The 13,869-nt window shown below is 45.8% G+C and carries 10 protein-coding genes; 4 read left to right on the plus strand and 6 right to left on the minus strand.

Going from position 1 to position 13,869, the window contains the following annotated elements; all coding sequences use genetic code 11:
• Positions 1 to 29: 29 nt before the first annotated feature.
• Together GC130_RS00845 and GC130_RS00850 are read right to left on the minus strand one after the other, a co-directional pair.
• A complete protein-coding gene (locus tag GC130_RS00845; protein WP_151996346.1) occupies positions 30 to 1,124 on the minus strand; it encodes a hypothetical protein in 1,095 nt (364 codons plus the stop codon).
• Positions 1,125 to 1,257: 133 nt separating this feature from the next.
• Positions 1,258 to 3,477: a carbohydrate binding family 9 domain-containing protein gene (locus GC130_RS00850; protein ID WP_151996347.1), complete on the minus strand. Its 2,220-nt coding sequence runs from the start codon at positions 3,475 to 3,477 to the stop codon at positions 1,258 to 1,260.
• A 228-nt stretch (positions 3,478 to 3,705) separates the two neighbouring features.
• On the opposite strand from GC130_RS00850, the gene GC130_RS00855 reads away from it, so the two are divergent.
• Positions 3,706 to 5,418, plus strand: coding sequence for a sodium:alanine symporter family protein (locus tag GC130_RS00855; RefSeq protein ID WP_226940354.1), 1,713 nt, complete (start codon positions 3,706 to 3,708; stop codon positions 5,416 to 5,418).
• 83 nt (positions 5,419 to 5,501) lie between these two features.
• Here GC130_RS00855 and GC130_RS00860 read toward each other — a convergent pair whose 3' ends face one another.
• Together GC130_RS00860 and GC130_RS00865 are read right to left on the minus strand one after the other, a co-directional pair.
• Positions 5,502 to 6,743 (minus strand): MFS transporter, encoded by a 1,242-nt coding sequence (locus tag GC130_RS00860; protein WP_151996348.1) that lies wholly within the window; start codon positions 6,741 to 6,743, stop codon positions 5,502 to 5,504.
• Positions 6,744 to 6,895: 152 nt separating this feature from the next.
• Positions 6,896 to 8,146, minus strand: coding sequence for an ABC transporter permease (locus GC130_RS00865; protein ID WP_151996349.1), 1,251 nt, complete (start codon positions 8,144 to 8,146; stop codon positions 6,896 to 6,898).
• A gap of 124 nt (positions 8,147 to 8,270) precedes the next feature.
• Between GC130_RS00865 and queA the strand changes: the two genes are divergently transcribed.
• Both queA and GC130_RS00875 read left to right on the plus strand, forming a co-directional pair.
• Positions 8,271 to 9,317 carry a tRNA preQ1(34) S-adenosylmethionine ribosyltransferase-isomerase QueA gene (gene queA / locus GC130_RS00870; protein ID WP_151996350.1) on the plus strand — a complete coding sequence of 349 codons (1,047 nt, stop codon included), beginning with the start codon at positions 8,271 to 8,273 and terminating at the stop codon, positions 9,315 to 9,317.
• Between the two features lie 82 nt (positions 9,318 to 9,399).
• Entirely contained in the window at positions 9,400 to 10,089 is a 690-nt protein-coding gene (locus GC130_RS00875; RefSeq protein WP_151996351.1) for a 2-C-methyl-D-erythritol 4-phosphate cytidylyltransferase, read from the plus strand.
• A 46-nt stretch (positions 10,090 to 10,135) separates the two neighbouring features.
• On the opposite strand, the gene GC130_RS00880 is transcribed toward GC130_RS00875, so the two are convergent.
• Together GC130_RS00880 and GC130_RS00885 are read right to left on the minus strand one after the other, a co-directional pair.
• Complete coding sequence (locus GC130_RS00880; RefSeq protein WP_039751840.1) at positions 10,136 to 10,357, minus strand: DUF2795 domain-containing protein; 222 nt, start codon at positions 10,355 to 10,357, stop codon at positions 10,136 to 10,138.
• 216 nt (positions 10,358 to 10,573) lie between these two features.
• Positions 10,574 to 11,959, minus strand: coding sequence for a DUF349 domain-containing protein (locus tag GC130_RS00885; protein WP_151996352.1), 1,386 nt, complete (start codon positions 11,957 to 11,959; stop codon positions 10,574 to 10,576).
• 121 nt (positions 11,960 to 12,080) lie between these two features.
• Between GC130_RS00885 and ettA the strand changes: the two genes are divergently transcribed.
• Positions 12,081 to 13,766 (plus strand): energy-dependent translational throttle protein EttA, encoded by a 1,686-nt coding sequence (gene ettA / locus GC130_RS00890; protein WP_151996353.1) that lies wholly within the window; start codon positions 12,081 to 12,083, stop codon positions 13,764 to 13,766.
• Positions 13,767 to 13,869 lie beyond the last annotated feature (103 nt).

A 13,869-nucleotide genomic window follows, 5' to 3' on the forward strand; every position in this document is an offset into this window, starting at 1 on the left:
ACTGACCGACATGTCTATTAATCGTAATATTACGATATAATGTTTCGCTTTTCTATCATTTTTTTCAGCAACGTGTATTCTACCCAAAGTGTGTGATTCCATGGCGGGCAGGAATGGGCAATGTGAAAAAGCCTGAAACGGCCCATTTTTTGGAGCCAACTCGGCTTTACCGCCGAAAGCATTGAGCCATAGAACCATGGATAGCTGTCTCCCTCCAACCGGTATAACTCGATTTCTCGCAAAGGTCTTACACCAAGTTTTAGCAAGCTGATGGCATAGAGCATAGCCTTAAAGTCGTTCCATTCCGTCGCTAAAAGCGCTTCAATATCAGACACGAAAACTGCGATCAGGTGCTCCAATTTCTCTCGATCCCCACTAAGCCATTTGGCGAGGTGGTAGGCAATGACGGCGCTATCTGGGTAGTAGGGTGCCACCTCATAGGGTGTTTTTATATAACTTTTGGTCAGAATGATGTCTTTTAAATAGGCTTCTGAAGTTCCCGTGAACGCTGTCGGTAAGAGCTTATGATGCTGAAACAGGCTCAACAGGTTAATCATGGCACACGCATCCACCACCCATGGCATTTTGTCGCCCAGCCAGGCAGCGTACATCCGGGGCTGCTTAGGATAATGTCGGAGAAAATGCTCGTCAATGTCCTGCTGTAGGCTGAGTACGGTTGGCTTGTCTGATGACAGTGCCGAATAAACCAGGGCTGTGTCATCAATATCGTCGGGTAAGCGAAAAAAATCGAACCGATGCAGCACTTTCCCATTTGGAAAAGGGATGTCGGGATTGGTTGGCCAGAAGTTGTAGTGCATCCGGCCTCGGCGGCTTTTGTAGAGCGGAAAGGTGTCGACGATACCGGCGACAATCTTATCAGCCCGTTCGGTTTGGGAGGAGCTCATCAGGTGCTTCCATTCTTGTAGTTTACTTGCGATCAAAGCCGGAAAAAAGACATTGGGGTCGTTTCGGCTAATCTTGAGTATTGGATAGCTTCGAACCGACGGAACACAGCCAAGCGGCAAGCCGAGATACCTTGCTTGCTGCTGCTCCTTTGCTAAAACATTGAGCCAATTGTCAATATGTTTTTCCGCCTCCATTCGTGACCAAAATACATCTTTCAATAGAATGGCTGTCTTAATTTTGTTGCCATTATTTTGATCATTAACCAATTTCGTCAACCCTGACTAGTAAGCATTTAAAAAATTCTAGAAAAAAGGACCGAGCGCCCAACTCTTTAACGCAAGCCTCGGACGATTAGAACTGCTTAAGGTAGCTTATCTTGAAAATACCTTGCTGCTCAGTCTGCCTCACAAAGTCGTCCCCAAGCGTTTCCCTACTGTTTAAAACAAGATAGACATAAGATAGTGGGCTATATTCCCAGGCAAATCTGATGTTAAACGAATCAAGCGTGTTTTGTGAGTTCTTTTGGTAAAGTCCTACAAGCTGAATCCTCGGGTTTACGGCGAACCTCCCTTGCAAAGTATAAAGAAATACTTCCTTTGTGTCTGAATTTGTGCCGACCGATTCAAACTGATTTCGGTTGATGCTTGCCTTAAGTGATATGTGAGGAATAGGTATGATTGAGACAGCCAGATCAGAAGTTTTAAGTTTTCCGTTATAATAGTCGCCAAACTCATACTGTAGACTATAAGAAATTTTTCTCGAGGGGTCACTACCGGCTGTGAATGAATATCTGAGGTAATCATATTGGTCAGGGTCTATGGATATCCCTAATGGAAAAAAACTGGAAACCAGGTTTTGGTGCTGACTGCTCCAGGTAAAACCATAGAAGCCTCCATCCTGCATTTCAAGCCAGAAAGGAGTGAGCTTTATTTCTCTTTCAATAAGCGTTTTTGACGATGCCTGATGATACCACGCCGCATTGATGGCAGGTTGGAATGAACGAATGAATTTTTGAAAGGGTAGGTGTTTGCCTCTTAGGTTGGCGACGGTGCCTGGGTTTGTACTAATTACATCGGTTCTTGACAGAAAGCCCATTTCTGAAGCGAAATTCCTGGTTACGATTGATTCAGTCCACCATGCCGTGATTTTGTTGCTGGTATAGAAGTATTGAGAATACCCACTAAACCCTTTGCCTGTTCCATTGTCATTAACTGACTCCAACGCCATGAAGTTTAATGAGTTTGAGTTCCCAAACCTGAGGAATCCGTCAAGGCCACCGGTTAGGTTGGTGTGGCTTCCGGTAGTAGATTTCATAGTGGCGATTGTTCCCAGGCGGCTTTGCCTCCCAAAGTTTCGTGAATATCGGCCAACAGCAAAATTGGCCGATGGTAGCGTGTCGTAGGATCGCTGACGGACGGCCATCAAGCCAAAGTTTTGTTTTAGCGACCTGCTCACCAACCTCAAACCACCGTCGATGGGCAGTGGCCGCCCCTGTTGGCCCAGGCCAATTCTTCGGCTAAAAAACGGTAGAATCTGCATTTTACCTCCGGTGTTCCCATCAGCTATCAGTCCTGGCCCAAAAAGGGAGGCGTTTTCCAGGAAAAACTGTCTTTTTTCCGGAAACAGTACTGAAAACCTGCTTACATTATTTACCTGCACGTCAGCGTCTGCTTGTGCAAAATCTGTATTAATGGTCAAATCTCCGATTGTGTTAGAATTCATGGCCCACTTCACGTCAGCGCCAATTTTATAGTTCGCATCAACATGATTGGGTTTGCCCGCATCGATAAGCTTATTAGTTGAAACCAGCGCATATGGATTAACCTGAATATTCGTGGACGGTGGCGGAGGCTGAATTTGGGTTAGTTGCCCTGAATATTCCATCCGGTTGAAGCTGAAAGAACGTGGATAAGGGGACCATGCCGAAATCTCGTTGCTGGCCCTTCTCAGCCTTAAAAAATTGAGCCCCCAGGATTGTACATCTCCAGATCCTTTGGTATATCGGATGCTCTTCCAGGGGATCTGAAATTCTGCAAACCAACCTGTGTCCGTGATAGACGTCCGTACCTTCCAGAGACCATTCCAATCACTGTCGAAAAGCACAGCGTCAAAGGAAAGGTAGTCTTTTTGAGCTCCATAGGGGTTTGTCACGAAGGACATACTATTTCGGTTGTCGTTGAAGCCGTCAATGCAGATGGCAAAAGTATCGTGAGCTCTCCAATAGAAATCCCTCTTGAGGTCGGGAACCCGAATGGCCTCCTTACCCAGCTGGTCAAAGCATTTTACGCCAACATAGAGAAACTCGCTATCGAAAAGGACTCGAACAGATGTTTTGTTCTCGGCTGCTTTGCCTTGAAAAGGCTCAATCTGGGTGAAGTCACTGAGAGAATCTGCCGTTGTCCAGGCGCTTTCATTCAGTATGCCATCGATGACAATTTTGTCGGTGGCAAGCATTGCCTTAACGGAGAGCTTCTCGTCGGGTGGCGAAAAAATGTCTTGACTTTTAGTATTTTGAGGCTGAAGCAGTAGTAAAATGCAGGCCATGAAAAAAAGCGTCGAATAGGTTTTCATAAGTAAGATTCAATTTTTCATCAAAATTGAGCGCTTGCCTAGAGCTTGAAAACCTGATTCTTGCTATAAAGTGCCTTCGGGCCGAAAGTGTCGCACAGGCGTGATTCCTCCAAATGGGCCGGTGAATACTGTTTTTATATAATGCTCCTTTCACCAGAAGCTATTATTCTTATTTTTGTCGATTGTACAAAACTCATTCCCAACGATTCTACTATTAACCTATCCCGTATGATGCAGCAAATCAACGATTTTCTGGTTCTTATCGACAGCTTTATCGGCAGTGCCGATTGGTTTGTTTACTTCCTGCTTGGAACCGGCCTCTTCTTTACCATTTACCTCAAGTTTCCTCAGATACGCTTCTTCCGCCATGCATTGCGGGTGGTGTCAGGTAAATACGATAAATCTGACCTGCCTGGAGATACTTCCCATTTTCAGGCGCTTTCCACGGCACTTTCAGGCACTGTAGGCACAGGAAACATTGCTGGTGTGGCCCTGGCCATCCACCTTGGAGGCCCGGCTGCCCTGTTCTGGATGTTGATGACTGCTGCCCTGGGCATGACCACCAAATTTGTGGAGGTAACGCTCTCTCACAAATACCGGGAAACTGTTGCAGATGGTTCACAAGCAGGTGGCCCCATGTATTATATGAAGAATGCCAATTTTATGTTGTTTGGCAAAAAAGTGAGCCTGGGTTGGGTGGCTACTCTTTTTGCCATAGCCACTGTATTGTCTTCATTTGGTACCGGCAGCTTGCCTCAAATAAATAGTATTTCCAACTCTGTGTTTGCCACGTTCGGCATCGAGCATTGGATCACAGGTCTTGTGCTATCTATTTTCCTTGGAATGGTCATTATCGGTGGGATCAAAAGAATTGCTGCCGTTACTTCTAAGCTGGTACCAGCCATGGCAATCATTTACTTCATTGGTGCTTTTGCTGTTATTTTCTACAACGCTGGGAATATCATTCCTTCCTTCGTTTCCATTTTTGCTGATGTGTTTACTGGCTCGGCTGCCACAGGCGGCTTTTTAGGAGCTACGTTGGCCTATGCATTTAATAGAGGTGTGAACAGGGGCTTATTCTCCAACGAAGCTGGTCAGGGTTCTGCACCTATTGCTCACGCTTCAGCGAAAGCCAATGAGCCTCTTTCGGAAGGTATGGTGGCCATTCTGGAACCTTTTATTGATACAATAATCATCTGTACCGTTACTGGCCTTGTGCTACTCTCAAGTGGCGTTTGGAATGAAAAGCACCAAAATGTTTTTCAACAAACGGACATGTTTGTGCTTAACGGCGTTTACGACGAAAATAATCCGCAGGATCAGGAAAAGCTCTTCGGACACCTTACCAACAAAGGCGCTGTTGCCTTATACAACGGTGACCTGAATGTGCAGGATGGCTCGGTGACCAACAACCTGTCAATCATTCACGCACGCTCCATAGCCGAAGATGTAAAGATTTCAAAAGCAGGCAGCCCTTTCACCGGATCTGTCAAAGTGCAAAACGGTAATCTTGTTGATCCTTCAGGCGACCTTTTGGTCGAAGGAAAATCGCTGGTACATAGCGCCCCACTTACTACCATCGCCTTTACCAGGAGTTTCTTTGGAGATGCCGGACAGTATATTGTCGCTATCGGGCTGCTGCTTTTTGCTTTTAGCACGGCTATTTCCTGGTCATATTATGGCGACAGAGCCATGACCTTCCTGCTTGGGCCTAAGTCAGTGATGCCATATCACATTATTTATACCATTGCCTTTTTCTTTGCTTCGTTTACCGACACCACTATCATCTGGACGTTATCAGGCATCACTATTGCCCTGATGACCATCCCAAACCTAATCGGCATTTTGTGGCTAAGGAAGGAGATGCCTCAAATCATCAAGGATTATGGTGAGTTCTTCGACAAGAACTTTCCTGGCATGAAGCATCCTAAATTCAAGTAACCTTTCCGGGACCGGTTAAAAAAAGCCTTCCGTTTCACTTAAGAACGGAAGGCTTTCCATTTCAGAGCCAATGTATTTTCTTATCATGCTTCAGCAAGCGCTTCCTTTTCTTTCGCTACAGAAGCGTCGTCAGCCGCCAATTGCTCGACAGACTTAATTCTTGAGCCAAGGAAAATACAAACCACAGTAACGGCAATGGCAAAATAGCCAACCCAATTGTACCTGGCCAGGCTTCCCCCGTTGTCAATCACAATCACTCCGGCAATCAGTGAGGCCAAGCCAGCCGCCAGCTGCTGTACCGATGAGCTAATGCTCATGAAGCTCCCTCTGTTCTGTGGTTTCACCGAAGAGGTAATCATTGCCATCGCTGGGATCATCCTGCCTCCACCCAATACAAAGAAAAGCCCCGTAGCTACTAGTGCCGCTGCCACAGGAACCGGCGGCATGTTAGTGATCAGGAAGACTGGGATAATGGCAGCGCTGGCACAAACTATAAAGACTGTCTTTTTCCCAAATTTATCAGCAAGCCTCCCAATCAAGGGAGAGGTGAAAATGGTCATTCCGCCGCCTACCAGGTAGATGTAAGTTATTTGATCGCCCTCAAAACCTACATTTCGAATCATGTAAGGAGCAATAAATGGGATAATCGAGAACTGCCCCAGTATTAGTGTCAGCATGAAAAGCAGTGCCAGCTTCTGGTTGGGTAACGAGATCGCATTTGTTAATACTTTAGCGGGGCTGGGGCGATCCGATTTTTTCACCATATGTCCTGTGAGTGAAGGGATAAATTTGAATATCGCCAGGGTAATCAAAGTGCCCATGCCAGCCAAAAGTAGGAATGGAGCATGCCAACTAAACTTTTCTGCGAGGAAATAACCAAAAGGTACTCCCGCCACTGATGCCACTGAAAACGCCGCCATCACAATCCCCATGCCTTGTCCTCTGCGTTCATCCGGCGTCACATCGGCCACCACCGACAATATCAATGCCCCCAAAACTCCACCAAAAGCGCCGGTAAGGCTTCTTGCAAAAAGAAGAACGACGTAAGTTGGGGCAAGGGCACATGCAATGGTGCCGACCACAAATCCAACATTAAGAAACAGGAGTGCCTTTCTTCGGTCAAATCTATCGATGACAAAGGCCGCCATAAATCCGAATATGCCAGCTGTAAATGTATAGCTGGAGACAATGAGGCTAAACTGCTGGGGAGTAATCTCAAACACTTTCATGAGCAAATCCCCAAGGGGCATAATGATCATGAAGTCCATAATATGAGTGAAATTTATTCCGGCAAGGGTAAAAAGGATGATTTTTTCCTTCGACATGATAAAGTTAGATCAGGCTTTGGTGAGCAAAGCGTATTCAACACGCTTTAGCACCAAACAGTTGCCAGTTATCCGCAAAAAAATAAGAAAATAACACACTGATCACATCAGCAAAGAGCTTATGAACAATTTGTTAGGTGAGGTATGTGCCTTTACTGCGTTCGAATGGCAATAACAGGATCCAGCCTTGAGGCGGTAGCAGCAGGTATGATGCCCGACGCCATACCAATAACAGCCGATACGCCCAGGCCAAGAATAATGTTGCCTACCGTAAGTTGCAGGTCGAGCGTTCCCAGGCTCACAAAGGATATCAGATAGACCAGGAAGATACCAGTTCCGCCTCCAATCACGCTGAGGAAGATGGCTTCAAACAGGAATTGGAATAGGATAAAATAGTTTTTGGCTCCGAGCGACTTTTGAATACCAATAATATTGGTTCGCTCTTTTACGGACACAAACATGATATTGGCAATGCCAAAGCCACCTACGAGAATTGAAAAGCTACCTATTACCCAGCCTGCAACACTCAGCACATCAAAAGTCGAGCTGATAAAGTTCACCAGTGCTTCGGGGCGATTGAGCGCAAAGTCATCTTCCTGTTTCGGCTTGAGTCCCCGCCTTTGGCGCATGAGCCCTCGCAGCTCGTATTCGAGCTCGACCAACCCGATGTCTGAAGATTTGCCTTTTGCCGTAATTGATGAGCCTATTCCATCTCTGGCACCGCTGTAGTAGAGCTTAAGAAATGTCTTATAAGGAACATATATATTGTCGTCGTTGCTGGGAGTCCCGAGGAATCCCTCACCCTCTTCTTTTATAGTGCCAATCACGTAGTACTTCAGGCCTCGCATGGCTATTGTTTTGCCTACAGGATCCTCGTAGGGAAAAAGATCTTTCGCAATTCGTGCGCCAATAATGGCCACATTGCGGGCGGCATCGGCTTCCAGTCGGGTGAAATACCTGCCTTTCTCAAGAGGTATTTCATATACATCCTTGTGGTCAAAAGCAACGCCCATAAGGTCGGAGGAGGTCGAATTATTTTTTTGTTTGGCCGTAACACCACCTCTTCGGGCAGAGATAGTTATGGCTTCGAAGCTGTCACCATTTTCCAGTAGAAATTGATAATCAGCATAGGTAGGCTGTGGCCGGTTCATGTATTTCCACCAGGGGTATGGCCCGCCACCAAACCCGTACGGCCATTTCTCGACGTTGATATTATCTGACCCAAGAAAGTTAAGGCTGTCTTTAACGCTGCGTTCAAGGCTGTCCACAATCGTGAACACGGCAATGATGGCGAAGATGCCAATGGTCACCCCCAATAAGGAAAGAATAGTTCTCAGGAGATTGGATCTAAGAGCGTTCCAGGCAAACCTGAAGCTTTCGAGTGTTAAGCGGATGATCAGCAAGGCTTTTTATTTTATTAGTTGACATTCAATACAAATAATTACATCGTACTGAAACTTTCTATATCTTTGCATCCTTTATTTGACGGACTACCACCTCCTTCACAATTTAATACCGTAATATTAAATGAAATTATCAGAATTTAAATTTGACCTCCCTGCGGGGCTGGTTGCCCTCTATCCCTCTGAAAACAGAGATGAATCTCGTTTAATGGTTTTGCACAGAGATTCAGGAAAAATTGAACACAAAACTTTTAAGGACATAGTTGACTACTTCGATGAGGGAGACAACTTTATCATTAACGACACAAAGGTTTTCCCTGCGAGGTTATACGGTAACAAGGAAAAGACAGGTGCTAAAATTGAAGTATTTCTTCTAAGAGAACTCAACAAAGAGTTGCACTTATGGGATGTGCTTGTGGATCCTGCACGTAAGATCAGGGTCGGCAACAAGCTCTACTTTGGTGATGGAGACCTTGTCGCAGAAGTTATTGATAACACTACTTCAAGAGGAAGAACCATCAGGTTCCTTTATGATGGCGAAGGCGTTGACTTCTACAAGATGATCGATACCCTTGGAGAAACACCACTTCCAAAGTATATCAAAAGAAAAGCTGAGCCAGACGATAGAGAGCGTTTCCAAACTATTTATGCAGAAAATGTAGGAGCTGTAGCGGCACCCACTGCAGGTTTGCACTTCACCAAGCAGCTGATGAAGCGCCTGGAGATCAAGGGTGTGGAAATCAACCCGATCACCCTGCACATTGGCTTGGGCACTTTCCGCCCTGTAGACGTTGAAGACCTGACGAAACACAAAATGGATTCAGAGAACTTCTTCGTGCGCCAGCCAACGGTGGACATGGTCAACAAAGCTATCGATGAGAAGAAAAGAGTGGTGGCAGTAGGTACTACGGTGATGAGATCGCTGGAGTCTTCGGTTTCTGCCAGCAACCGCCTAAAGCCTAATGAAGGCTGGACGGATAAATTCATTTTTCCTCCCTACGAATTCAAGATTTGCAACGCTTTGATTTCTAACTTCCACATGCCTGAATCAACCCTGTTGATGATGGCAAGTGCATTCGGAGGCTATGACCTCGTGATGGAAGCTTACCGTGTGGCAATCAAAGAAAAATATCGTTTCTTCAGCTATGGCGATGCCATGCTGATCCTGTAACGAAGCAGATTTCTTTTAAGAAGCTCCTGTTTACAAAACTTCGGCGTTATCTTTCGAAGGTTTAACAAACAGGAGCTTTTTTATGCCTGAAAAGTACGTGATCATAGTAGCGGGGGGCTCCGGAAGCAGAATGGGCGGTGCACTGCCCAAACAGTTTCTGGAGGTGCAGGGCCGTCCGATACTCATGCGTACAATAGAAGTATTTTTCTCCTTCGATCCTTCCATAGCCGTCATCCTGGTGTTGCCTCAAAGCAACATGGCTCTTTGGAAAGAGCTCTGCGAAGAGCATGGATTTTTGCCTGCACATCAAATAGTGGCGGGTGGTGCTTCCAGGTTTCAATCAGTGAGAAATGGGTTAGAGCACTTGCCAGACAAAGGACTAGTGGCCATTCACGATGGAGTTCGTCCGTTTGTATCGGCTGAGGTTATTGCTCAGGGGTTTGAAGTAGCATCGAAACAAGGCAATGCGATAGTCTCCTTACCGCTGAAGGAGTCGATTCGTGAGGTGTCTGGCTCTGGTAATAAGTCGGCAGCACGTGATCGATCCAAATACAGATTGGTCCAAACTCCTCAGACATTCGACATTGGCGTGATCAAGAAGGCTTACACGCAGCCCGAACGTCCCCTGTTTACCGACGATGCCAGTGTGGTGGAGTCGGCTGGAGAATCAATAGTGCTTATAGAGGGCAACGAGGCAAACATAAAAATTACCCATCCTGCCGATTTGCTGATTGCGGAAGCATTCCTGAAAAACAAAAAAAGCCCGATATAAGCTACCGGGCCATTATTTTAGCCATTATTTCTATTGACGACGGGTATTAATACTCGTCCTCGTTGAAAAAGAAATCTTCTTTGGTCGGGTAGTCCGGCCATATTTCTTCAATGCTTTCGTACGGCTGACCATCATCTTCTAGCTCTTGCAGGTTTTCTACTACTTCTAGTGGTGCTCCTGATCTAATGGAGTAGTCAATTAATTCGTCCTTGGTGGCGGGCCATGGGGCGTCTTCAAGATACGAAGCCAGTTCAAGTGTCCAATACATGATCTATACCTCCAATTTTGTTCTGTTTTTCAAATAGTGCGCAAAATTAGTCATCAGTTTTTGTAATCAAAGGCCTTTATTAAATTTCTCATACACAATAAGTTAAATCGGCTCTGAATTGCAGGAAAGAGGCAAAATAGGCACGCTCAATCGCAGCACTGATGGCTTCATTTTATGGATAAATACAAAATTATCCAATAAAAGTTTCAAAAAGCTTCAAATTTGATCCAGCGACACTTTTAGCTCTTGTAACAGCTGCCTTTTCACAATCACTTTGCGCTTCTGGTTGAGGTATTTATTGTGAAGCATCTTGTCGAATGCCTGTTTGGTGGCATTGAGCCTGTCAAGATTTTCCTGATAGGTCTGCAAATCCTGCTCGTCTCTTACCAGAAGGTCACGAATAAGCTTCATCTTGAATCGTGTCTTCTCCCGATTGTTCTTCTTGGTGTATTCAGGGTCTTTGTTGGCCGCCAGGTTTTCGAGGAAGATTCTCTCCTGGCCCCGATCACAGAGAATCAGGAAGTGCTCTGTTACTTCTTTGGCTCTTTCTTTTGGCACCATGCCAATGCCCTTCCATATCTGCTGCAGTTTTCTAAGCTCGTCCACACTTTCACGGGTGCCTAAGTCAGCCAGGGTTTCCGCCTCTTGAATAAGAGCAACTTTTCTTACCAAATTACTCTCAAGCTCCTCTGGAGATGGCATCACATTGGGCCGGGCGCTATAGGCTGGTCTGGCCCCGTCTTGTGGCCTGCCACCACCGCCGTACATCGTTCTTGCCGGAGGCCCGCTCCGCCCCTGAAAGCCACCTCTGCTTTGGAAGCTTCCGGTGGGTGCGTCTGGTCTGCGGAAGAAATAGTTGGTGTGATAGCGCAAATCTTTGTCTAGTCTACGCTTTTCTCTGGCTGGCAGCTCACCCACGTTTCTCCACTCCCTTTGAATCTCACGAACCCGGTCAATAGTGCCTGGTTCGGCTTTCTTTGGTTTCAACGACTTCAATTCGTTGATATAGTCTTCGCATTTTTGAATGCGAACATCAAATGCCTTTCTTCTGTCCTCAAAATAGACCTGCTTTCTGTCAAAAAAATCAGTAAGTTTCGTTTGAAAACTTAAATCCAGTTCAGCGTTTATTTCCTTTTTAGCATTTCCTGTTTTGATCCAGCGATCCTTCACGTCAAGCACTTTATCAGTGGCTTCACGCCAGTCGCTCTCAGCTAGTGCCTGATCCAATTCCTCCAGTAATGCTGTTTTTATTTCACTATTTCTTTCCCTGTTTTTGGCAATGGCTACATTCAAATCTTCTTCCAGCACTGTAAGCCTTTCAAAGAGCGGATGGTAATCTCCAAGTCCGTCGTAATTGCCAAGGGATTCCTTCATATGAAGGAGCTTCATAAGGTACGAGCCCTTATTTTCGCTTTCGTTGATGGCTTTTTCGAGCTCATCAATCTTCTGTACGAGGTGTTGAAAGCGATCCAAAAAGTATTGGATGGTTTTCTCTTCACTTTCTTTTACTTCGCCAATTTGCCTGTCAGAAAATTCCATGTAGGCCGACAGGTAAACTTTTTCGTCTGCTATATACCCAAAGGGTATGTCTCGTCTTTCCAAGTTCCTAAATAATTATAATGTTGCGGATAAATGAGCATTTGGTGCAAAATAACTAATATAAATCAAAGATGAATCATTGGTAATAATTTTTACCATCTTTGAATCAATAATACCCTATACAATGAGTGCAGAAAAAATAATCTTTTCAATGGCGGGTGTGAGCAAAATTCACCCCCCGAAAAAACAGGTTTTAAAGAACATTTACCTTTCATTTTTCTACGGTGCCAAGATAGGTGTCCTTGGTTTGAACGGTTCAGGCAAGTCTTCGTTGCTTAAAATTATAGCAGGGGTAGACAAGGAGTTTCAGGGGGAGGTGGTTTTCTCGCCGGGATACACCGTGGGAATGCTGGAGCAGGAGCCGCAGTTTGACCCCAATAAAACCGTAAAAGACATTGTGGAAGAAGGGGCTCAGGAGATTGTTGATTTGCTAAAGGAGTTTGAGCTAATCAATGAGAAATTTGCAGATCCGGAGGTGCTTGACGACCCCGACGCTATGGATAAGCTGATTCAGCGCCAGGGAGAGGTGCAGGAGAAACTTGACCATGTAAACGCCTGGGAGTTGGATAGCAAGTTGGAGATTGCCATGGATGCTTTGCGGACACCTCCGGGTGATGCGCTTATCAAGAACCTTTCTGGCGGTGAAAAAAGACGAGTAGCGTTGTGTCGCTTGCTTTTGAAAGAGCCGGACGTGCTATTGCTGGATGAGCCTACCAACCACCTTGACGCTGAATCGGTGCATTGGCTGGAGCAGCATTTGCAGAACTACAAAGGGACGGTCATCGCTGTGACCCACGACCGTTATTTCCTCGACAATGTAGCAGGATGGATACTGGAGCTTGATCGTGGCGAAGGCATACCGTGGAAAGGCAATTATTCGTCCTGGCTGGAGCAAAAGCAGCAGAGAATGGCCAAGGAGGAAAAGACAGAATCGAAGCGTCAGAAGACTTTACAGCGTGAGTTGGAATGGATCAGGATGTCACCTAAGGCTCGACAAGCGAAAGGAAAGGCTCGTTTGAATGCCTACGATAAAATGGCTGGCGAGGAAGTCAAAGAAAAAGAAGCTAAGCTGGATCTTTTTATTCCGAATGGGCCAAGGTTGGGCAATAAAGTCATTGAGGCAACAGGGCTTTCAAAGGCATTTGGTGATAAGCTGCTTTTTGAGAACCTGTCGTTCGCATTGCCACCTGCGGGAATAGTCGGCATTATTGGGCCTAACGGTGCTGGTAAAACGACGCTCTTCAAATTGATAACCGGGAAGCTTCAGCCTGACGCCGGGTCATTTGAAGTGGGTTCCACAGTGGTGACTGGTTATGTCGATCAGGAGCACGATAACCTTGATCCCAACAAAACGGTGTGGCAGACGATTTCCGAAGGAAATGAATTGATGGAATTGGGAGGCAAGCAGCTTAATTCACGAGCATACGTAAGCAAGTTCAATTTTGCAGGCAATGATCAGGAGAAAAAGGTTGGAGTGCTTTCCGGGGGCGAAAGAAACCGGGTGCACCTGGCATTAACGCTAAAAATGGGCGCTAACTTGTTGCTGCTTGATGAACCTACCAACGACCTGGATGTAAACACGTTGCGGGCACTTGAGGATGCGCTGGAAGATTTTGCAGGCTGCGCCGTCATTATTTCTCACGATAGGTGGTTCCTGGACAGAATTTGTACGCATATTCTGGCGTTTGAAGGAGATAGCCAGGTCTATTGGTTTGAAGGCAACTACACGGACTATGAGGAAAATAGAAAAGCTCGCCTTGGCGGTGATATTATGCCTACCAGAATCAAATACCGAAAGATGACTAAGTAGCGGGTGAGAATTGGATAATGTTTCCTGAAGAGTTATTTTGAAGCTGCTGGTTTTCGGCAGCTTTTTTTATTGCAAACAACGGGAAAGGATGAACGGTATTCTC

The organism is Imperialibacter sp. EC-SDR9 (genome assembly GCF_902498805.1).
In the GTDB taxonomy this organism is placed as follows: domain Bacteria; phylum Bacteroidota; class Bacteroidia; order Cytophagales; family Cyclobacteriaceae; genus Imperialibacter.

Bases quoted from the DNA above. Each gene is read 5' to 3' on its own strand.
- GC130_RS00860 (WP_151996348.1), bottom strand. From the start codon at position 6,743: ATGTCGAAGGAAAAAATCATCCTTTTTACCCTTGCCGGAATAAATTTC.
- ettA (WP_151996353.1), top strand. From the start codon at position 12,081: ATGAGTGCAGAAAAAATAATCTTTTCAATGGCGGGTGTGAGCAAAATT.
- GC130_RS00850 (WP_151996347.1), bottom strand. From the start codon at position 3,477: ATGAAAACCTATTCGACGCTTTTTTTCATGGCCTGCATTTTACTACTG.
- GC130_RS00875 (WP_151996351.1), top strand. From the start codon at position 9,400: ATGCCTGAAAAGTACGTGATCATAGTAGCGGGGGGCTCCGGAAGCAGA.
- GC130_RS00880 (WP_039751840.1), bottom strand. From the start codon at position 10,357: ATGTATTGGACACTTGAACTGGCTTCGTATCTTGAAGACGCCCCATGG.
- GC130_RS00855 (WP_226940354.1), top strand. From the start codon at position 3,706: ATGATGCAGCAAATCAACGATTTTCTGGTTCTTATCGACAGCTTTATC.
- queA (WP_151996350.1), top strand. From the start codon at position 8,271: ATGAAATTATCAGAATTTAAATTTGACCTCCCTGCGGGGCTGGTTGCC.